Below are 19804 nucleotides of genomic sequence, written 5' to 3' on the forward strand. Positions count from 1 at the left end.
CTCTCACCAGCCGCTCAGACCTCGAGGACCTGGCGCTTGTTGTACGTGCCGCAGCTGGGGCACGCGATGTGCTGCAGCTTCGGCTCCTGGCAACGCTCGCACGAAACCAGGGTGGGGACCGCAGCCTTCCACTGCGACCGGCGGTGGCGCGTGTTGCTGCGCGACATCTTCCGCTTCGGAACAGCCACGGCTACTTCTCCTGCTTCTCGTCGACGCCCGCTTCGGCGCCGCCCATGTTGTCCTTCTCGCCGTCCTGAACGGTGTCGGCGAGTCCTTGCAATGCCGCCCAACGCATGTCGACGGCATCGTGGTGATGACCGGGGTTCTCGTCCAGCCTGATTCCGCATTCGGAACACAGACCGGCACAGGATTCCCGGCACACCGGCTGCATCGGCAGTGCGAGCACCACCGCGTCACGCAGCACGGGTTCGAGGTCGAACAAGCCGTCCTCGACGAAGAGCCTGTCCTCGTCGTCCTCGGCGTCGTCGCCCGGTTCCGGCTTGATCGCACGGCCCCGGTCGTCGGCGTCAGGGTACGAGAACATCTCCTGGAACTCCGCCACGACCTCTTGGCGCAGCGGCTCCAGACACCTTACGCACTCCCCCTCGGCCGACACACGGGCGGTGCCTGTGACAAGCACCCCTTCCATGACCGATTCGAGGCGGAGCTCCAGTTCCACGGGCGCGCCTTCCGGCACGCCGATGACTCCGTCGATGCCGAGAGCCGGTGAACCGGGTGCGTCCACCGTGCGGGTCAACCGCTGGAGCGCACCAGGACGCCGGCCCAACTCGTGCGTGTCGAACACGAGGGGGTTTCGGTGGTCGAGGTGGCCGTTCAGGGCTTTTCCTGCTTTCGAAATCATGAGCATCACACACTGTGGGGAGGGCCGACCGTCATCGGATGTGAAACGGGCAGCCGGGATCGCGGACATACGCGCGACCGATGAGTCAGGATACTGGACGCGCCGCCCAGCTCCCAAACCGAGCAGTCCCGTCCGCCCCTCGCGCGGGGCCGGCGAGCCCCGTCAGCGTTCCTGTTCGTACCGGCGGAGCTGGTCCAGGTCGATCATGCTGGTGTCGAACAGACTTGTCTCGTCGAGGGCGCTCTCGCCCTGCGGCGGGACCTGCTGCGGGACCTGCTGCGGGTACGCCTGCTGGTCCTGTGCGGGCTGCTGCCAGCCGGCGTAGCCCTGGCCCTGCGGCTGCGTCCCGTCCTGGCCGTAGCCGTGCTGCTGGTAGGCGGCATACGGGTCGGGCTGCTGCTGGTAGGCGGCGTACGGGTCGGGCTGCTGCTGCGGCTGCTCCTGGTACCCGTACGTCTCCGCGTAGGCCGGCTGGGCCTGGGCGGGGAAGTGCGGCTGGGCCTGCGGGTGCTCCGGCTGGTGGTCCGGCCGCGACTGCGGCTGCGGCTGCGGCTGCGGCTGCGGCTGCGGGGTGGCGAGCCCGGCGAGGCCGGCCCAGTGGTCCTCGTCGCTGATGTGCACCGGGTTGCCCGCCGCGTCCTGGGCGGCCACGTGCGCGCCGAGGTCGTCGGTGGGAATCCGGCCGTGCAGCTTCTGCCGCCCGCGGCCGACCGCCTCCAGGGTCTTGGCCAGTACGGCCTCGAAGGCGCCCAGCTTGGTGTCCACGTACTCGTCCGCCCGGCGTCGGAGGGTGTCCGGGTCGGTGCTGCGCTCGGGGGCCTCGGCGAAGTCCGGGTCCTCGTACCCCTGCTCGTCGAAGGGGCCGCCGCGGCCGAGGAGCTTCTCCCGGCCCCGGTCGACGGAGCCGATGGTCTTGGTGAGGACGACCTCGAAGTTGGCGAGCTTGCTGTCGACGTACTCGTCGGCCTCGGCGCGGACCTCGTGGGCCTCGTGACGGGCCTCGCCGAGGATGCGGTCGGCCTCGGACTGGGACTGGCGGGCGATCTCGGTCCCGGAGATCAGCGAGGTGCGCTCGGCGTGCGCGGCCTCGATGATCCGCTCGGCCTCCTGACGGGCCTGCTCGGCCAGCTGTTCCCGGCCGCCGATGAGCTGCTGTGCGTGGGCGAGCGAGTCGGGCAGGGCCGCGCGCACCTCTTCGAGCATCGCGAGCAGTTCGGCGCGGTTGACCACGCACGAAGCCGACATGGGCATGGACCGGGCGCTGCCGACCACCTCGACGATCTCGTCGAGCTTCTTCTGCACGTCCACCGTGTGCTCGCCACTCTCTACAGCCGATTGGAGACGGACGGGACGACTGTACGGCCAGTCGGCTCCCGCCCGACACCTGGTGACGTCACGTCAGCCGGTCAGCGGGCCCGCAGGCGTTCGGTGAGGGCTTCCTGCACCACCGGCGGGAGCAGGTGGGAGACGTCGCCGCCCCAGGTGGCGACCTCCTTGACCAGGGAGGACGACAGGAAACTGTAGGTCGGATTGGTCGGCACGAAGAGCGTTTCGACGCCGGACAGGCCGTTGTTCATCTGGGCCATCTGCAGCTCGTAGTCGAAGTCGCTGACGGCCCGCAGGCCCTTCACGATCGCCGGGATGTCGCGCTGTTTGCAGAAGTCGACGAGCAGGCCGTGGAAGGACTCGACCTGGACGTTGCCGAACTCGGCGGTGACCTGGCGGATCAGGTCGATGCGCTCGTCGACCGTGAACAGCCCCTTCTTGGACTGGTTGATCATCACCGCGACGTGTACGACGTCGTACAGCTTCGAGGCGCGGCCAATGATGTCGAGATGTCCGTTGGTGATGGGGTCGAACGACCCCGGACAGACGGCGCGGCGCAACGTGGTTCCCTCCCTCTCCGGTGCGGTCATCGTGCGTCTTCGCACGTAGAGGCGGCGCGACCGTACCAAAGCGTGCCTTCGCCGTAGCGACGGGACCGCAGTGGCTCGAATCCCTCGGGCCAGTCGAACGCTCCGCCTCGGGTGCTGCGTTCCACGGTGACGAGTGCGTCGGCCGTGAGCCACCCCTGAGCACGGAGTGTGATCAGTATCTCGCCAAGATCGCCGTCGGTCACGGCGTACGGCGGGTCCAGGAACACCACGTCGTAGGGGTGCGCGGGCGCCGGTCCGGACGCGATCTGCTCGGCCCTGCCGGTGCGGACCTCGGCGCCGGGCAGGCCGAGGGTGCGGACGTTGTCCCGCACGACGCGGGCGGCCCTGGGGTCGGTCTCGACGAGCAGGGCGTGGGCCGCGCCGCGGGAGAGCGCCTCCAGGCCGACGGCGCCGGAGCCCGCGTACAGATCCGCGATCCGGATACCGTCGAGGCTGCCCAGGAGGGATTCCCAGGTGGAGAAGAGGCCCTCGCGCGCACGGTCGGAGGTGGGACGGGTACCGGTGCCGGGCGGGACGGCCAGGCGGCGTCCGCCGGCCGAGCCGGCGATCACGCGGGTCATGGGTGTCTGGTCCTCGGTTCGTGGATGGCCCGCAGGGTGCCGCGGTGCCGTGCCGTCCACGATATGGGGTCGTGCCGGATCGGGCCCGCGCACCCGTCACGGCTCGCCCTCCCCACCGTGCCCCGCCGTCCCGGGGCGCGCCCGCCGTCCCCCGCTCACCCCTTGTCGAGGTACTGCTCGCGCTCCTTGTCGAGCAGGGCGTCCAGCGCGGTCCGCAGCTCGGGCAGGTGCGCCAGCTCGGGATCGGCGGCGACGACCGCCGCGGCCTCCTCGCGGGCGGCCGCGATGACCTCCTCGTCGTCGATGACGGTGAGCATCCGCAGCGAGGAGCGCACCCCGGACTGGGCCTGGCCGAGGACATCGCCCTCGCGCCGCTGTTCGAGGTCGATCCGGGACAGCTCGAAGCCGTCGAGGGTGGAGGCGACGGCGGAGAGCCGGGCGCGGGCGGGGCTCGCCTCGTGGGCCTCGCTGACCAGCAGGCAGAGACCGGGCGCGGAGCCCCGGCCTACCCGGCCGCGGAGCTGGTGCAGCTGGGAGACCCCGAACCGGTCGGCGTCCATGATCACCATGGCGGTCGCGTTCGGGACGTTGACCCCGACCTCGATGACGGTGGTGGCGACCAGGACGTCGACCCCGCCGGCGGCGAAGCGGCGCATCACGTCGTCCTTGTCCTCCGGGTTCATCCGTCCGTGCAGCACCTCGACGCGCAGTCCGGCCAGCGGGCCCGCGGCGAGCTGCGCGGCGATGTCCAGGACGGCGAGCGGGGGGCGCTTCTCGCCGTCCTCCTCGGCCGCCGCCTTCTTCTTCGCCTTCCCGTCGGCCGCCTTCCCGCCCGCGGGCTCGTCGTCGGCGTCGTCGCCGATGCGCGGGCAGACCACGTACGCCTGGTGGCCGTTCTCCACCTCCTCCCGGACGCGTTCCCAGGCACGGCTGAGGAAGTGCGGCTTGTCCTTGGCCGGCACGACATGGCTGGCGATCGGCGAGCGGCCGGCCGGCAACTGGTCGAGCACGGACGTCTCCAGATCGCCGAAGACGGTCATCGCGACCGTACGGGGAATGGGGGTGGCCGTCATGACCAGCAGATGCGGCGGCTGCTTGCCCTTGGAACGCAGGGCGTCGCGCTGCTCCACCCCGAAGCGGTGCTGTTCGTCGACGACGACCAGGCCCAGGTCGTGGAACTTCACCTTGTCCTCGATCAGGGCATGGGTGCCGATCACGATCCCGGCCTCGCCGGTGACGAGGTCCAGCAGGGCCTGCCGTCGGGCGGCGACGCCCATGGAACCGGTGAGCAGCACCACCTTCGTCCCCTGCTCCGAACCCCCCAACATGCCGCCCTCGGCCAGCTCCCCCATCATCTCGGTGATGGAACGGTGGTGCTGCTGGGCCAGCACCTCGGTGGGGGCGAGCATGGCGGCCTGTCCGCCCGCGTCGACGACGCCGAGCATCGCCCGCAGCGCGACCATGGTCTTGCCGGAGCCGACCTCCCCCTGCAGCAGCCGGTGCATCGGGTGCTCGGTCGCCAGGTCATCGAAGATCTCCGCGGAGACCTTGCGCTGCCCCTCGGTGAGGGTGAAGGGCAGCTTGGCGTCGAAGGCGTCGAGCAGTCCGCCGGGCCGGGGCCTGCGGGCCACGGCCGGGAGCTGGGTGTCCGCGTACCGGCGGCGGGCCAGCGCGACCTGGAGGACGAAGGCCTCGTCCCACTTCAGCCGGTCCCTGGCCAGGGCGATGTCCGCCTTGGTCTGCGGGCGGTGGACCTTCAGCAGCGCCTCCGGGAGCGAGGTGAGGCCGCGCCCGTCGCGCAGGGCGGGCGGCAGCGGGTCGACGGCCTCCCCGGCGCTGGGCAGCACGGTGTCGACGGCCTTCGCGATCCGCCAGGAGTCCAGTTGCTTGCAGGCCGGGTAGATCGGCAGCAGCCGGCCGGCGAACGCGTCCACCGCCTCGGCGGCCTCGTCGGTGTCCTGGACGTCCAGCAGTTGGTACGTGGGGTGGGCGAGCTGCGTCTTCCGGTTGAAGACGGAGACCTTGCCCGCGAACATGGCCCGTCTGCCGGGGACCAGCTCCTTGTGCGGTTTGTGGACGCCGTGGCCGAAGAAGACGAGCTGGAGGCGGCCGTGCCCGTCGGTGAGGGTCACTTCGAGCCGCTTGCCGCGGCCGTTGTTGAACATCATCACGCGGGCGTCGGCGACCTGGGCGACCACCGTCACGTGTTCGTCGAGCGGGAGGTCGGTCAGCGCCGTGAGTCTGCCGCGCTCCTCGTACCGCCGCGGGTAGTGGTGCAGCAGGTCACCGACCGTGTGCAGGTCGAGGTGGTCGGCCATCACCTTCGCGGTGGCTCCGCCGAGCAGCTTCCTGAGGGGTTCATCGAACGCAGACACGCGGTCCATTGCACACCACACCGCTGACAGATGCCGGATCGCCTCCGGAGGATGTCGTGTCGGCCGTCCCGGCACGGCGCCGCGGGGCGCCGTCCGCGCCGCCCTACTCCACCCCGATCAGCAGCGGCGCGCGCTGGTGGCCGCCCCGGTACACCACCGTGTCGACGGCGAGGTATCCCTCGCGGACGTGCTCCTCCAGCGCGTCGGCCAGGCTGTCCGGGACGTCCTCGCCGAGGACCAGGGTGACCAGCTCGCCGCCCGCCGCCAGCATCCGGTCGAGCACGTCGCGCGCCGTTCCCGGCACGTCCCGGCCGATGACCGCGACGTCGCCGTCGATCAGGCCCAGCACGTCCCCGGCCTGGCAGATACCCGCCATGGTCCACGACTGCCGCTCGGCGACGGCGAGTTCGGCGTAGCGGGTGGCACCGGCCGCGGCGGTCATCGCCACCACGTCCTCGTCGAAGCTGCGGCCGGGCTCGTGGACGGCGAGGGCGGCGACGCCCTGCACGGCGGCCCGGGTCGGGACCAGGGCGACCCGGACCCCTTCCGCGCGGGCCTGTTCGGCGGCGGCCGCGGCGGTGTGCCGCAACTCGGCGTCGTTCGGCAGGAGGACGACCTCACGGGCGTGGGCCCGACGGATCGCGTCGACGATCTCGCCGCTGGCGGGCGGCTCGCCGGGGCGCGCCAGGACCGTGGTCGCCCCGGCCTCCTCGCACAGGCCGCGCAGCCCGTCGCCGGGCACCACCACCACGACCGCGCGCTGCGCGGGTTCGGCGCGGGACGGCACCCGGTCGGTGCCGAAGTGGGTGATCCGGATGCGGTACGGCCGTCCCGCCTCGACGCCCGCCTCGACCGCGGCGCCCGCGTCGTCGACGTGGACGTGGACGTTCCACAGCCCGTCGCCGCCCACCACGACCAGCGAGTCGCCGAGCCGGTCGAGCCGGGCGCGCAGCCGGTCCACGGCGTCGTCGTCGGCCTCCAGCAGGTAGATGACCTCGAAGGCCGGTCCGCCCGTCGCGCAGTCCTCCGGCACCGGGGCGACCGGCAGGGGGGCCGCCCGCCCCGCCGGGTGCGCGGGCGCGGGCGCCCGGCCGGAGAGCGCCTCGACGAGCGCCCCGAGCACGGTCACCAGGCCCTGTCCCCCGGCGTCCACGACGCCCGCCCGGCCGAGCACCGCGAGCTGTCCGGGTGTCGCGGCCAGGGCTGCCAGCGCCCCGCGGTACGCCGCCTGCGCGACCGCCGCGGGCCCGGCGTCGTCCGCGGTGTGCGCGGCGGCCTCGGCGGCAGCGGCGGCCACCGTGAGCACGGTGCCCTCGACGGGGTGGGCGACGGCCCGCCGGGCCGCGGCGGCAGCGGCGGTCAGGGCCCGGCGCAGTTGGTCCGCGCCGTGTCCGTCGGCCAGCACCCCGGCCATGCCGCGCAGCAACTGGGCAAGGATCGTGCCGGAGTTGCCGCGGGCGCCGATGAGCGCGCCGTGCGCCATGGCCCGTACCGCGTCGGCGGCGGCGGGCGCGGTCGGGCCGGTCTCGTGGGCGGCGAAGACCGCTTCGACGGCCTGGGCCGCGGACTCCACGGTCAGATAGAGGTTCGTCCCGGTGTCCCCGTCGGCGACGGGATACACGTTGATCGCGTCGATCGCCGCCCGCTCCCGGCCCAGCGCGTCCAGGGCCAGCGAGCACCAGGTGCGCACCGCGACGGCGTCCATGTCGTCGGCGGGCTGCGGCACCTGTCGTTCCTCCTCGGAGATCGGCCGGGCGTGGTCGGCTGCACCGCAGAGTAGTCCCCGTGCGCCGGGTCCCGCGGGGACAGGGGCGGGACGGGGGCGGCCGAAGCCGTGGTAGTTTCGTTCTACCGACGCAGCCGTTGTATGCTGCTTCGGTTGCCCGATGAGAGTCGGGCCATTCCTCCGGTACGCCACTTCAGTCAAATGATTCCGGCGCACCGGAATTCACTGTAAGTGCATCTGAAGTCTTTGGAGTGACCCGTGGCTGCCAACTGCGACGTCTGCGGCAAGGGGCCGGGCTTCGGCAACAACATTTCGCACTCGCACCGCCGTACGTCCCGTCGCTGGAACCCCAACATCCAGCGCGTGCGTGCCGTGGTCGGTCGGACGCCGAAGCGGCTCAACGTCTGCACCTCGTGCATCAAGGCCGGCAAGGTCGCGCGCTGACGTTCCCGTCGTAGCGCAGCCTTCCGGTTGCCCGAAAAGCCGGTCCATCTCGGTGGACCGGCTTTTTGTTGTGCGTTTTCTCCGTGTCCGTCCGCGGTGTGCGCACGGAGCGCTCGGTCGGACGGCTCCCGGTACGGCCGGCGCACTCCCTCCGGTCGTGGGCGAGGCCGTCAGCCGCGTCCCCGCCAGCCGTGGTCGACCGGCCCGATTCCGGCGCCCAGCGGGAAGCCCGCCGCGATCGCCCCGGTGACGTAGGTCTTGGCCTCCCGTACCGCCGTGGGCACGTCCTGTCCCAGGGCCAGCCCGCAGGCGATCGCCGAGGCGAGGGTGCAGCCGGTGCCGTGGGTGTGCCGGTTGTCGTGCCGCGGTGCGCGCAGCCAGTGCTCCTCGTCGCCGTCCGTGAGCAGATCGACGGGGTCGCCCGGCAGGTGCCCGCCCTTGATGACGACCCACCGCGGCCCGAAGCCGAGCATCGCGGCGGCGGCTCTGCGCATCCCGGGCTCGTCCGTGGCTCCCTCCCCGGTGAGCTGCGCCACTTCGTCCAGGTTCGGGGTGGCGACGGTGGCGACGGGCAGCAGTCGCGTCCGTACCGAGTCGAGCGCTTCGGCGGCGAGCAGTGGATCGCCGTGCTTGGAGACCCCGACCGGGTCGACGACGACCGGGGCGTCGGTGCCGGTGAGGAGTTCGGCCACGGTCTCCACGAGGACGGCGGACGACAGCATGCCGGTCTTCACCGCCTGCACTCCGATGTCGTCGGCCACGGCCCGGTACTGGGCGCGCACGGCCTCGACCGGCAGGTCCCAGGCGCCTCTCACCCCCAGCGAGTTCTGGGCGGTGACGGCGGTCAGCACGCTCATCCCGTGCACGCCGAACGCCAGCATCGTCTTCAGGTCGGCCTGGATGCCCGCGCCGCCGCCGGAATCGGATCCGGCGACGGTGAGCACACGGGCGGGCACGGCAGCGGCTGTCGGCATGCCCCCGAATCTACTGGGCGGCCGGTGTGCCCCGGTCGCCGGGCACGTGTTCTCGTGCCGGGCTCCGTCCGTGCCCCGACGGCCGCATGTCCTCCGCGCCCGGGCCAGAGCGTGTTCCGGAAGTCCCGCCCGCCCTTCGGGCGGACGACGCGACTTTCGGAACAGGCTTCACTGGGCGTCTTCTATGCCTCCGAAGTGGTCCCAGCCGCTCGTGCTGGTCCAGGGCGCCCCGTCGACCGTGACCTGGGGCAGCGCCGAGGGGTTGAGGACCTCGCCGATCACCTTCCAGCGGGCGGGCAGTTTCACGTCGGACGGGAAGACGGCGACGATCGCGTGGTCCTCTCCCCCGGTCAGTACCCACTGGAGCGGGTCCACGCCGACGGCCTGGCCGATGTCGGACATCTGCGAGGGGATGTCGATGAGCCCCGAGCGCAGGTCGATCCGGACGTTGCTGGCTTCGGCGATGTGCCCGAGGTCGGCCACCAGCCCGTCGCTCACGTCGGTCATCGCGGTGGCGCCGAGCCCGGCGGCGGCGGGGCCCGCGTGGTACGGCGGTTCGGGGCGCCGGTGGGCCTCGACGAAGGCGCGCGGCGAGCGGAATCCGCGGGAGAGCACCGCGTAGCCGGCGGCGGACCAGCCGAGCCAGCCGGTCACGGCGACGACGTCGCCGGGCCGGGCTCCGGAGCGGGTGACCGGTTCGTGGTTGCGCAGGTCGCCGAGCGCGGTGATCGAGACGGTGATCGTCTCGCCGCGCACCACGTCCCCGCCGACCACGGCCGCGCCGGCGACCTGGCACTCGTCGCGCAGTCCGTCCATCAACTCCCCGGCCCAGGTGACCGGGAGCTCGGCCGGGACCACCAGCCCGAGCAGCAGCGCGGTGGGCACGGCGCCCATGGCGGCGATGTCGGCGAGGTTCTGGGCGGCGGCCTTGCGGCCGACGTCGTACGCGGTCGACCAGTCGCGGCGGAAGTGCCGCCCCTCCAGCAGGATGTCCGTGCTGGCCACGACCCTGCGGTCGGGAGCGGAGACGACCGCGGCGTCGTCGCCGGGGCCGAGCCGTACCGCCGGAGTGGTGGTGAGCCGGGACGTCAACTCCCTGATGAGCCCGAACTCCCCCAACTCGCCCACGGTTCCCTTCACCGAGTCTCACCTCTCATCTGTCGCGCCGGACGGTCGTCCGGGCCGCCTCGACGGCGCGGGGTCCGGTTCGTGGACCGGCCGCCGCCGCGGGGAGCGGTCTGCGCCGTCCCCACGCACCACCGCGTGTGCGGTCGCGGGCCGTCACTGCTGTCGGTACTGTCAAGAGATACGTCAACTTGCCTCGTGCGCACGCCACGCTGTGGGCGGCAACGGGCCTCGGGTCTCCCCGCGGCCCGCGGCGACGCGATACCGTGGCGTCCCTTTCCCCCACATGATCCTCGTGGCCGTCCTGGAGGTTCCGTGGTACAGGCGTACATCCTCATTCAGACCGAGGTGGGCAAGGCGTCGACCGTCGCCGCGACCATCTCCAGTGTTCCGGGAGTGGTTCAGGCGGAGGACGTCACCGGCCCCTACGACGTGATCGTGCGCGCCCAGGCGGACACGGTCGACGAACTCGGCCGCATGGTGGTCGCCAAGGTCCAGCAGGTGGAAGGCATCACCAGAACCCTGACCTGCCCGGTCGTCCATCTGTAGTCCCCGTCTACGCTGGGCCGGTGACATCATCACGCCGCCGGTTCGGCCTTCCCGTGCTTCTCGGTCCGTCCGTCGCCGCACTGCTGCTGGCCGCGGCGGGCTGTTCCGCGACGGACGAGGCACCGTCGATCACGGTTCCCACGCCGTCCGCGCAGGCCGCGGCGTACTGCCGCGCACTGCACAAGGAACTGCCGGGGACCGTTGCCGGACTCGACCGCGGTGACACCGCGCCGGAGTCCGAGCTGACCGCCGCCTGGGGGGACGGGGAAATCGTACTGCGCTGCGGCGTGCCCCGGCCCGTGAAGATGGACGACCCCGATTCGAAGGCCGTGGACGCGGACGGCGTCGAGTGGATGCTGGAGCAGTCGGACGACGGCGCCCCGCGCTTCACGACGACCTTCCGCAAGGCGTACGTCGAGGTCAGCCTCTCCCCGTCCTACACGCATGACGTGAGCCCGTTGGCCGCGTTCGCCCGGCCCGTCGCCGGGACGGTGCCGCCCAGTCTGTGAGGACGCGGGGCAGGGCGTGCGCTCCCCCGGTGGAAGCACACGCCCTGTCTTCGTACGGGACGGCCCCGAAGCCCTGCGGATGATGTCCGATCGGGCGGTCGGAGGCCGCCCGCCGGGCGCTCAGCGAAGGCCGGTCGGCCGGTTCAGCGCGGCCTGGATCAGCCGGTCCACCAGCTCCGGGTAGCTCACACCGCTCTCCTGCCACATCCGCGGGTACATGGAGATCGGGGTGAAGCCCGGCAGGGTGTTGATCTCGTTGATCACGAAGGTGCCGTCCTCGGCGAGGAAGAAGTCGGCACGCACCAGGCCCTCGCAGGACGTGGCCTCGAAGGCCTCGACGGCCAGCCGCTGCACCTCGGCCGTCTGCTCCTCGGTGAGCGGGGCAGGCACGATCCCGGGCGCCGAGTCGATGTACTTCGCCTCGAAGTCGTAGAAGTCGTGCGAGGTCACCGGCGGGATCTCGGCGGGCACGCTGGCGCGCGGCCCGTCCTCGAACTCCAGCACCCCGCACTCGATCTCGCGGCCCCGCAGCAGCGACTCGACGAGGAACTTCGGGTCGTGGCGGCGGGCCTCCTCGATCGCCTCGTCGAGACCGGACAGATCGTCGACCTTGGTGATGCCGAAGGACGAACCGGCCCGGGCGGGCTTCACGAAGAGCGGCCAGCCGTGGTCCCCGGCGAAGTCCACGATGCGCTTGCGGACGGCGGAGGCGTCCGCGTCCCACTCGCGGGGACGCACCACCAGATACGGGCCGACCGGCAGCCCGAAGGAGGTGAAGACCCGCTTCATGTACTCCTTGTCCTGGCCGACCGCCGAGGCGAGCACCCCGGCACCGACGTACGGCACGCCGGAGAGCTCCAGCAGCCCCTGGAGGGTGCCGTCCTCGCCGTACGGACCGTGCAGCACGGGGAAGACGACGTCGACCTCGCCGAGCGCCTTGGGCACCGAGCCGGGCTCGCTGTACGTCACTTCGCGGCTGCCGGGGTCGACGGAGAGCACCACGCCGCCCTCGGTGGACTCGGCGAGCTCGGTCACGTCCGGCATCCCGCGGTCCGTGATGGCCATGCGTTCGGGCTCGTCGGCGGTGAGCGCCCAACGGCCGTCCGTCGTGATACCGATCGGCAGGACGTCGTACACGCTGCGGTCGATGGCGTTCAGGACGGCGCCGGCGGTGACGACCGAGATGCCGTGTTCGGAGCTGCGGCCGCCGAACACGACGGCCACGCGCGGCTTGCGGAGCTGCCGCTCCGGGCTCTGGGGGAGGTTCTCGCTGCTCATATCGCGTTGAGCGTACCTGCTGGTATCCGGTGCGTCAGCGCGGCCGGGGCCGCCCGGGGCGGTGTCCGCGTACGTTCACCGCCCCGGGTGGCCCCGCGCCCGTGGTCAGCGCCGTTCGGGCTTCGTGCTGCGCGACATCAGCTCCGCCAGCGCGACCATCGGCGGTTTGCCGCCGTGGACGATCCCGACGACCGTCTCGGTGATCGGCATGTCGACGCCGTGCCGCCGCGCCAGATCGAGCACCGATTCGCAGGACTTGACGCCCTCGGCGGTCTGCCTGGTGACCGCGATCGTCTCCTGGAGGGTCATGCCGCGGCCGAGGTTGGCGCCGAAGGTGTGGTTGCGCGAGAGCGGCGAGGAGCAGGTCGCCACCAGGTCGCCGAGGCCCGCGAGTCCGGAGAAGGTCAGCGGGTCGGCCCCCATGGCGAGTCCGAGCCTGGTCGTCTCGGCCAGGCCGCGGGTGATCAGCGAGCCCTTGGCGTTGTCGCCGAGACCCATGCCGTCCGCGATGCCCACGGCGAGACCGATGACGTTCTTGACCGCGCCGCCGAGTTCGCAGCCGACCACGTCGGTGACGGTGTAGGGGCGGAAGTACGAGGTGTGGCAGGCGGCCTGGAGGCGCCGGGCCACGGACTCGTCGCTGCTCGCGACGACGGCCGCGGCGGGCCGGCGTTCGGCGATCTCCTTGGCGAGGTTGGGACCGGTGATGACGGCGACGCGGTCCGCGGGGACCCGGGTGACGTCCTGGACGACCTCGCTCATCAGCTTCGCGGTGCCGAGTTCGACCCCCTTCATCATCGAGACCAGAACGGTCTCGGAACCCAGGTGCGGGGTCCAGTCCGCGAGGTTGGCGCGCAGGGTCTGCGAAGGCACCACGAGCACGGCGAAGTCGGCGCCGTCCAGGGCCTCGGCCGCGTCGGTGGTGGCCCGGACCGACGCGGGGAGTTCGATTCCGGGGAGGTAGTCCGGGTTGGTCCGGGTCGTGTTGACGGCCTCGGCGACCTCGGCCCGACGGCCCCACAGGGTGACGTCGCAGCCCGCGTCGGCGAGCACCATGCCGAAGGCCGTACCCCATGAGCCCGTACCGAAGACGGCCGCCTTTGCGGGGTGCGTCACTTGGGTCCCTTCCCTTCGGCCCTGCGGCGCTGTTCCGCACGGGCTCTGCGGTGATCGTACGGCTCTGCGGGGGCCTTCTCGCCCCGTACGATCTCCAGCTGCTCGGTCACCGCGGCCATGATGACCTCGGTCGCCTCGCGCAGGACCTCCGGCGTCGGCTGCTTGTCGTAGAACCGGGAGAGGTCGACGGGCGGCCCGGCCTGTACGCGCAGGGTCTTGCGGGGGAAGAGCCGGAGCTTCTTCGTCCTGGCGTACGGCGGCATCGCGAGGTTGGCACCCCACTGGGCGACCGGGATGACCGGGACCTTCGTGAGCAGCGCGACCCGGGCCGCACCGGTCTTGCCGGCCATCGGCCACATGTCGGGGTCCCGGGTGAGGGTGCCCTCGGGGTAGAAGGCGACGCACTCACCGCGTTCGATGGCGTCGACGGCGGCCCGGAAGGCGTCCAGCGCGTTGGTCGTCTCGCGGTACACCGGGATCTGGCCGGTGCCGCGCAGCATCATGCCGACGAACGGGGCCTTGAACAGGCCGGCCTTGGCCAGGAGCCGCGGCACGCGCCCGGTGTTGTACTGGTAATGGGCGTAGGAGAGCGGGTCCAGATACGAGTTGTGGTTGACCGCAGTGATGAATCCGCCGTCAGCCGGAATGTGCTCCATTCCCCGCCAGTCACGCTTGAACAGAACCACCAGCGGCGGTTTTGCGATGACCGCCGCCAGGCGATACCAGAAGCCGATTCTGCGGCGGGACACTCGGACACCTTCCTCTAAGGACCTGAACGCTGCCTGAGGGCTGTCCCGCAATCCCTGGCGGGCGTACGACGACGGCCACGGCAGCCTCGCGGCGTTGTCGGAACGTCCGCATACATCCAGTATGCGGACGTCCCTCCGCGTTGCGATGCACCGCATCCGCCGCCGCGCACTGATCCACCATGGATTACGGGACAGCCCTTGGCTACAGACGGTCAAGTCTCGCCCCAGGCCCCTGCTCTGTCGAGAACACCGTACGCCCCGCTTTCCGGACCGACCCCACGGGTTCTCGCACCGGCGGGCGAGAATGGGCGGCGACATCCAGCGAGGGGGAGATCGCCACGAACACCGACCCGGCCACCGGTCCCTGGACCCTGGTCGTCCCGTTGAAGCCCTTGGCGCGGGCCAAGAGCAGGCTGACGCCCGCGGCGGGCGAAGCGCTGCGCCCCCGTCTCGCCCTCGCGTTCGCCGAGGACACGGTGGCCGCCGCCCTCTCCTCCCCGGCGGTGCGGGATGTGGTGGTCGTCACGGACGATCCTCGGGCCGGGGCCGCGCTCGGGGCGCTCGGCGCCAGGATCGTTCCCGACGAACCGGACCGGGGGCTCAACGCCGCCCTGGCGCACGGTGCGCGGGCGGTACGGCTCCGACGGCCCCGGGCCGCGCTCGCCGCGCTCAACGCGGACCTGCCGGCACTGCGCCCCGCGGAATTGACCCGGACGCTCGAATTCTCCGCAGCATTTCCTCGCGCATTTGTCACCGATGCGGCGGGAATAGGGACGACATTTCTGTCGGCCGCACCCGGGGCCGAATTGCGTCCGCTATTCGGCGGCCCTTCCCGTGCCCGGCACCTCGGCTCCGGCGCGGCGGAAATCACCCTGTCCGGCATCGACTCGGTCCGCCAGGACGTGGACACCGGCGAGGACCTGCGGGCGGCTCTCGGCCTCGGCGTGGGCCCGCACACGGCCCGGCGGTGGCCGGCCGGGGCCGCCCGGGCGGACCGATAGGCTGCCGTCCATGCAGGCGACCGCGTACACGTACGACCCCGAGACCCGCACCGGCAGTGTGCTGCTCGACGACGGCACCCCGGTGGAGTTCGACGCCCCGGCCTTCGACGCGGGCGGCCTGCGGCTGCTGCGTCCGGGGCAACGGGTGCGGATCGAGGGCAGCGGCGAGGGCGCGGGGCTCCGGATCACCCTGGTGACGCTGCAGACGTTCTGAACGGCCGGGCTCCGCCCGTACGACAGCCCGCGGGCCGGGCTCCCCGAGGGGAGCCCGGCCCGGCGCGTGTGAGCGGCTCTGTACTGCCCGGCCTCACTTCTTCCGTGCGGTGGTCTTCTTCGCCGTGGTCTTGCGCGCCGTGGTCTTCTTGGCGGGCGCCTTCTTCGCCACGGCCTTCTTGGCCGGCGCGGTCTTCTTGGCGGCCGTCGCCTTCTTCGCCGCGGCCGCGGTCTTCTTCGTCGCCGTCGTCTTCTTGGCCGCCGCCGTGGTCTTCTTCGCGGCGGTCGTCTTCCTGGCGGTGGTCTTCTTCGCCACGGCCTTCTTCGCGGTGGCCTTCTTGGCGGCGGCCTTGGCCGTCGTACGGGTGGAAGCACCGCCCGACAGGCTGCCCTTGGGCGCCTTCTTCACCGCCACGTCATGCTTGGGGAGCTTCTTCGAGCCGCTCACCAGGTCCTTGAACCCCTGTCCCGCGCGGAAGCGCGGCACCGAGGTCTTCTTGACCCGCACGCGCTCACCCGTCTGCGGGTTGCGGGCGTAACGGGCCGGACGGTCGACCTTCTCGAACGAGCCGAAGCCGGTGACCGAGACACGGTCCCCGGCGACGACCGCACGGACGATCGCGTCGAGCACCGCGTCGACGGCGTCTGCGGCCTGCTGACGGCCGCCGAGCTTGTCGGCAATCGCTTCTACGAGCTGCGCCTTGTTCACGTCTTCCCCTTCGGAGACATTGCCAGAACGAAAGTGTTCAAGCGTTTTCGCACGTTAGGCAGATATATACCGCAAATCAAACACGAAACGGGCTAATCACCCTAGTGCCGCAACGAAGTCGACCGCTGCGCAGTTCCGCAGCGTCACTCACCTTCGGGGAATCGGCCCTCATCGAGGTCCTTCATCAACCGGTCCAGACGCCTTGCCGCATCCGGGAGATCGTGCTTAGCCGCGGCCGTGATGACCAACAGCTTCCGGGACAGCGCCATCCGTACGCCCTCCGGGACTTGCAGTGCGCGCACTCTTGTGTGCGCTTCCTTCAATCGGTCGGCGACTTGGCCGTAAAGCTTGAGTTGGCTGTCGCGTTCCATGCGCCGATTGTGCCATCTGAGGCGAGTTGTCGCCCGACGGGGTCTCAACAAGCGACTGCGCCCCCTACCAGAAGGCAGGGGGCGCAGTCCTGGAAACGCGCTGCTCAGGCGTTAATTGTACGGGGCTTGAAGGTCGGCCGGGCCGCCTCGTAGGCCGCGATGTCCGCTTCGTTCTGAAGGGTGAGACTGATGTCGTCCAGCCCGTTCAGCAGGCGCCAGCGGGCGTTCTCGTCGAGCTCGAAGTCGGCCGTGATGCCCTCGGCGCGGACCTGGCGGTCCTCCAGGTCGACGGTGATCTCGGCCGTCGGGTCGGCCTCGGTCAGCTCCCAGAGCGCGTCCACGGTCCGCTGGTCGAGCACGACGGTCAACAGCCCGTTCTTCAGCGAGTTGCCGCGGAAGATGTCGGCGAAACGGGAGGAGACGACGGCCTTGAAGCCGTAGTTCTGCAGTGCCCACACGGCGTGTTCGCGGGACGACCCGGTACCGAAGTCGGGACCGGCCACCAGCACCGACGCACCGCTGCGCTCGGGACGGTTGAGAACGAAGTCCTCGTCCTTGCGCCAGGCCTCGAAGAGTCCGTCCTCGAAGCCGTCGCGGGTGACCTTCTTCAGCCAGTGGGCGGGAATGATCTGGTCGGTGTCGACGTTGCTGCGGCGCAGCGGGACGGCCCGACCGGTGTGTGTGGTGAAGGCTTCCATGGTTCCTAGACTCCAGCGGGCGTGCGGACGTCGGCGTCGGACAGGTCGGCGGGCGAGGCCAGGTGGCCCAGCACGGCGGTGGCGGCGGCGACCTGCGGGGAGACCAGGTGGGTACGGCCGCCCTTGCCCTGCCGGCCCTCGAAGTTGCGGTTCGAGGTGGAGGCGGAGCGCTCGCCGGGGGCCAGCTGGTCGGGGTTCATGCCGAGACACATCGAGCAGCCGGCGTGCCGCCATTCGGCGCCCGCGGCGGTGAAGACCTTGTCCAGGCCCTCCTCGACCGCCTGGAGCGCGACCCGGACGGAGCCCGGGACGACCAGCATGCGTACCCCGTCGGCGACTTTGCGACCGCCCAGGATCTCGGCCGCGCCGCGCAGGTCCTCGATCCGCCCGTTGGTGCAGGAACCTACGAACACGGTGTCCACGTTGATGTCGCGCAGCGGCTGTCCGGCGGTCAACCCCATGTATTCCAGAGCCTTTTCGGCGGCGCTGCGCTCCGAGGCGTCCTCGTACGAAGCCGGGTCGGGGACGTTGGCCGACAGCGGCGCGCCCTGGCCGGGGTTGGTGCCCCAGGTGACGAACGGGGCGAGCCCGGCGGCGTCGATGACGACCTCGGCGTCGAAGACCGCGTCGTCGTCGGTGCGCAGCGTCTTCCAGTACGCGACGGCGGCGTCCCAGTCCTCGCCCTGCGGGGCGTGGTCGCGGCCCTTCAGATAGGCGAAGGTCGTCTCGTCCGGGGCGATCATGCCGGCCCGGGCGCCTGCCTCGATCGACATGTTGCAGATGGTCATCCGGGCTTCCATCGAGAGCTTCTCGATGGCCGGGCCGCGGTATTCGAGGACGTAGCCCTGGCCGCCGCCGGTGCCGATCCGGGCGATGATCGCGAGGATCAGGTCCTTGGCGGTGACACCGTCGGGCAGTTCGCCGTCGATGGTGATGGCCATGGTCTTCGGGCGGACCAGGGGCAGCGTCTGGGTGGCCAGGACGTGCTCGACCTGGCTGGTGCCGATGCCGAACGCCAACGCGCCGAAGGCGCCGTGCGTGGAGGTGTGGGAGTCGCCGCAGACGACCGTGGTGCCGGGCTGGGTCAGACCCAGCTGCGGGCCGACCACGTGCACGACGCCCTGCTCGACGTCGCCCAGCGGGTGCAGCCGCACCCCGAACTCCGCGCAGTTCTTGCGCAGCGTCTCCAGCTGGGCACGCGAGACCGGGTCGGCGATCGGCTTGTCGATGTCGAGGGTCGGGGTGTTGTGGTCCTCGGTGGCGATGGTGAGGTCGAGGCGCCGGACTCGGCGGTCGGCCTGCCTGAGGCCGTCGAAGGCCTGGGGACTGGTCACCTCGTGCAGCAGGTGCAGATCGATGAAGAGAAGGTCGGGCTCGCCCTCGGCGCGCCGGACGACGTGGTCGTCCCAGACCTTCTCCGCGAGTGTCCTACCCATCGCTTTCCCTCCGGCCGGCGTCTTCGCCGGCCCAACTAGAGATTCGGTGCGCCGCCGCCCGGACCCCCGAGCGGGGCGGTGGCTGCGGGCCGTTGTACGGCCGCTCGTACAGGTTCGCAACTTCCGCCGAGAATTGAACTTGCGTTTCACAGAGTGAGACGGGAGTATCGTCGTATGGACAACTCTAGCGGCGTCGGCGTTCTCGACAAGGCGGCTCTGATATTGAGCGCCCTGGAGTCCGGTCCGGCCACCCTCGCCGGGCTGGTCGCGGCGACCGGGCTCGCACGACCCACGGCCCATCGGCTGGCCGTGGCACTGGAACACCACCGGATGGTGGCGAGGGACATGCAGGGCCGTTTCATTCTGGGCCCTCGGCTGGCGGAGCTCGCGGCCGCGGCGGGCGAGGACCGCCTGCTGGCGACGGCGGGACCGGTGCTCACCCACCTGCGCGACATCACGGGCGAGAGCGCCCAGCTGTACCGGCGCCAGGGCGACATGCGGATCTGTGTGGCGGCGGCGGAGCGGCTGTCCGGCCTGCGGGACACCGTGCCGGTCGGCTCCACACTCACCATGAAGGCGGGCTCGTCGGCCCAGATCCTGATGGCCTGGGAGGAGCCGGAGCGCCTGCACCGCGGTCTCCAGGGAGCCCGCTTCACGGCGACGGCGCTCTCGGGTGTCCGGCGCAGGGGCTGGGCCCAGTCGATCGGCGAGCGCGAGCCCGGTGTGGCCTCGGTCTCGGCGCCGGTGCGCGGCCCCTCGAACCGGGTGGTCGCGGCCGTCTCGGTCTCCGGACCCATCGAGCGGCTGACCCGGCACCCCGGCCGGATGCACGCCCAGGCCGTCATCGATTCGGCGGCCCGGCTCAGCGAGGCCCTGCGCCGCAACGGCTGAGCCCCGTTCAACCCTCCCCCGGCCGCCCCAGCGTCGTGGCGGCCCCCGCACATCCCGCAAGTCCCGCTGCGGACCCCGGACATGACGGGGCGACGTATCCCGGGACCCAGAAGCACCTTCGCGCCGGAGCGCGCCTCCACGGTCATGCGGAAGGGCCCTCCACCGAAGTGAAGGGCCCTTCTCTTTCCTGCTGTTGTACCCCCGACCGGATTCGAACCGGCGCTACTGCCGTGAGAGGGCAGCGTGCTAGGCCGCTACACAACGGGGGCTTGTTCCTACTG

Annotated in this window: 22 protein-coding genes and 1 tRNA gene; 6 read left to right on the plus strand and 17 right to left on the minus strand. The window is 71.4% G+C overall.

Annotation, left to right across the window (positions count from 1 at the left end; all coding sequences use genetic code 11):
- Positions 1 to 14: 14 nt before the first annotated feature.
- The 7 genes from rpmF to ACF1CT_RS00585 all read right to left on the minus strand — a co-directional run bounded on the left by rpmF (position 15) and on the right by ACF1CT_RS00585 (position 7460).
- Positions 15 to 188 carry a 50S ribosomal protein L32 gene (rpmF, locus tag ACF1CT_RS00555; protein WP_003965982.1) on the minus strand — a complete coding sequence of 58 codons (174 nt, stop codon included), beginning with the start codon at positions 186 to 188 and terminating at the stop codon, positions 15 to 17.
- A gap of 2 nt (positions 189 to 190) precedes the next feature.
- Positions 191 to 862 (minus strand): YceD family protein, encoded by a 672-nt coding sequence (locus ACF1CT_RS00560; RefSeq protein ID WP_391781543.1) that lies wholly within the window; start codon positions 860 to 862, stop codon positions 191 to 193.
- 162 nt (positions 863 to 1024) lie between these two features.
- Positions 1025 to 2170 carry a cell division initiation protein gene (locus ACF1CT_RS00565; RefSeq protein ID WP_391781544.1) on the minus strand — a complete coding sequence of 382 codons (1146 nt, stop codon included), beginning with the start codon at positions 2168 to 2170 and terminating at the stop codon, positions 1025 to 1027.
- A 98-nt stretch (positions 2171 to 2268) separates the two neighbouring features.
- Positions 2269 to 2748, minus strand: coding sequence for a pantetheine-phosphate adenylyltransferase (gene coaD, locus ACF1CT_RS00570; RefSeq protein WP_391782145.1), 480 nt, complete (start codon positions 2746 to 2748; stop codon positions 2269 to 2271).
- A 26-nt stretch (positions 2749 to 2774) separates the two neighbouring features.
- The gene (gene rsmD, locus ACF1CT_RS00575; protein WP_391781545.1) at positions 2775 to 3359 is read right to left on the minus strand and encodes a 16S rRNA (guanine(966)-N(2))-methyltransferase RsmD; all 585 of its coding nucleotides are present in this window, start codon (positions 3357 to 3359) and stop codon (positions 2775 to 2777) included.
- 155 nt (positions 3360 to 3514) lie between these two features.
- Positions 3515 to 5743, minus strand: coding sequence for an ATP-dependent DNA helicase RecG (gene recG, locus ACF1CT_RS00580; protein ID WP_391781546.1), 2229 nt, complete (start codon positions 5741 to 5743; stop codon positions 3515 to 3517).
- Between the two features lie 94 nt (positions 5744 to 5837).
- Positions 5838 to 7460 (minus strand): DAK2 domain-containing protein, encoded by a 1623-nt coding sequence (locus ACF1CT_RS00585; protein ID WP_391781547.1) that lies wholly within the window; start codon positions 7458 to 7460, stop codon positions 5838 to 5840.
- 258 nt (positions 7461 to 7718) lie between these two features.
- On the opposite strand from ACF1CT_RS00585, the gene rpmB reads away from it, so the two are divergent.
- Entirely contained in the window at positions 7719 to 7904 is a 186-nt protein-coding gene (gene rpmB / locus ACF1CT_RS00590) for a 50S ribosomal protein L28 (protein WP_030928661.1), read from the plus strand.
- 170 nt (positions 7905 to 8074) lie between these two features.
- Here the strand turns inward: rpmB and thiD are convergent, their stop codons facing one another.
- Positions 8075 to 8878 carry a bifunctional hydroxymethylpyrimidine kinase/phosphomethylpyrimidine kinase gene (gene thiD, locus ACF1CT_RS00595; RefSeq protein ID WP_391781548.1) on the minus strand — a complete coding sequence of 268 codons (804 nt, stop codon included), beginning with the start codon at positions 8876 to 8878 and terminating at the stop codon, positions 8075 to 8077.
- Positions 8879 to 9046: 168 nt separating this feature from the next.
- The gene (locus tag ACF1CT_RS00600) at positions 9047 to 10018 is read right to left on the minus strand and encodes a thiamine-phosphate kinase (protein WP_391781549.1); all 972 of its coding nucleotides are present in this window, start codon (positions 10016 to 10018) and stop codon (positions 9047 to 9049) included.
- A gap of 300 nt (positions 10019 to 10318) precedes the next feature.
- On the opposite strand from ACF1CT_RS00600, the gene ACF1CT_RS00605 reads away from it, so the two are divergent.
- Both ACF1CT_RS00605 and ACF1CT_RS00610 read left to right on the plus strand, forming a co-directional pair.
- A complete protein-coding gene (locus ACF1CT_RS00605; protein ID WP_391781550.1) occupies positions 10319 to 10552 on the plus strand; it encodes an Lrp/AsnC family transcriptional regulator in 234 nt (77 codons plus the stop codon).
- 20 nt (positions 10553 to 10572) lie between these two features.
- A complete protein-coding gene (locus ACF1CT_RS00610) occupies positions 10573 to 11061 on the plus strand; it encodes a DUF3515 domain-containing protein (protein WP_391781551.1) in 489 nt (162 codons plus the stop codon).
- Between the two features lie 120 nt (positions 11062 to 11181).
- Here ACF1CT_RS00610 and ACF1CT_RS00615 read toward each other — a convergent pair whose 3' ends face one another.
- The 3 genes from ACF1CT_RS00615 to ACF1CT_RS00625 form a co-directional block, all read right to left on the minus strand.
- Positions 11182 to 12339, minus strand: a complete 1158-nt coding sequence (locus tag ACF1CT_RS00615) for a D-alanine--D-alanine ligase family protein (RefSeq protein WP_391781552.1) — start codon at positions 12337 to 12339, stop codon at positions 11182 to 11184.
- A gap of 105 nt (positions 12340 to 12444) precedes the next feature.
- Positions 12445 to 13455, minus strand: a complete 1011-nt coding sequence (locus ACF1CT_RS00620; protein WP_391781553.1) for an NAD(P)H-dependent glycerol-3-phosphate dehydrogenase — start codon at positions 13453 to 13455, stop codon at positions 12445 to 12447.
- Positions 13452 to 14204: a lysophospholipid acyltransferase family protein gene (locus ACF1CT_RS00625; protein ID WP_391781554.1), complete on the minus strand. Its 753-nt coding sequence runs from the start codon at positions 14202 to 14204 to the stop codon at positions 13452 to 13454. Before ACF1CT_RS00625 ends, ACF1CT_RS00620 begins: the two co-directional genes overlap by 4 nt.
- A 332-nt stretch (positions 14205 to 14536) precedes the next feature.
- On the opposite strand from ACF1CT_RS00625, the gene cofC reads away from it, so the two are divergent.
- Positions 14537 to 15205 (plus strand): 2-phospho-L-lactate guanylyltransferase, encoded by a 669-nt coding sequence (cofC, locus tag ACF1CT_RS00630; RefSeq protein ID WP_391782146.1) that lies wholly within the window; start codon positions 14537 to 14539, stop codon positions 15203 to 15205.
- A 10-nt stretch (positions 15206 to 15215) separates the two neighbouring features.
- Positions 15216 to 15419 (plus strand): hypothetical protein, encoded by a 204-nt coding sequence (locus ACF1CT_RS00635; protein WP_391781555.1) that lies wholly within the window; start codon positions 15216 to 15218, stop codon positions 15417 to 15419.
- A gap of 93 nt (positions 15420 to 15512) precedes the next feature.
- Here the strand turns inward: ACF1CT_RS00635 and ACF1CT_RS00640 are convergent, their stop codons facing one another.
- The 4 genes from ACF1CT_RS00640 to leuC all read right to left on the minus strand — a co-directional run bounded on the left by ACF1CT_RS00640 (position 15513) and on the right by leuC (position 18632).
- Positions 15513 to 16127, minus strand: coding sequence for an HU family DNA-binding protein (locus tag ACF1CT_RS00640; protein ID WP_391781556.1), 615 nt, complete (start codon positions 16125 to 16127; stop codon positions 15513 to 15515).
- 143 nt (positions 16128 to 16270) lie between these two features.
- A complete protein-coding gene (locus ACF1CT_RS00645) occupies positions 16271 to 16498 on the minus strand; it encodes a hypothetical protein (RefSeq protein WP_391781557.1) in 228 nt (75 codons plus the stop codon).
- A 104-nt stretch (positions 16499 to 16602) separates the two neighbouring features.
- Positions 16603 to 17196 carry a 3-isopropylmalate dehydratase small subunit gene (gene leuD / locus ACF1CT_RS00650; RefSeq protein WP_391781558.1) on the minus strand — a complete coding sequence of 198 codons (594 nt, stop codon included), beginning with the start codon at positions 17194 to 17196 and terminating at the stop codon, positions 16603 to 16605.
- Positions 17197 to 17201: 5 nt separating this feature from the next.
- Positions 17202 to 18632, minus strand: a complete 1431-nt coding sequence (gene leuC, locus ACF1CT_RS00655) for a 3-isopropylmalate dehydratase large subunit (RefSeq protein WP_391781559.1) — start codon at positions 18630 to 18632, stop codon at positions 17202 to 17204.
- A 174-nt stretch (positions 18633 to 18806) separates the two neighbouring features.
- Here leuC and ndgR point away from each other — a divergent pair, with 174 nt between their 5' ends.
- Positions 18807 to 19523 (plus strand): IclR family transcriptional regulator NdgR, encoded by a 717-nt coding sequence (gene ndgR, locus ACF1CT_RS00660; protein WP_391781560.1) that lies wholly within the window; start codon positions 18807 to 18809, stop codon positions 19521 to 19523.
- 196 nt (positions 19524 to 19719) lie between these two features.
- Here ndgR and ACF1CT_RS00665 read toward each other — a convergent pair.
- Positions 19720 to 19792, minus strand: a tRNA-Glu gene (locus tag ACF1CT_RS00665).
- Positions 19793 to 19804 lie beyond the last annotated feature (12 nt).

The sequence above is a fragment of the Streptomyces sp. NPDC014734 genome, assembly GCF_043083325.1.
Lineage (GTDB): Bacteria > Actinomycetota > Actinomycetes > Streptomycetales > Streptomycetaceae > Streptomyces.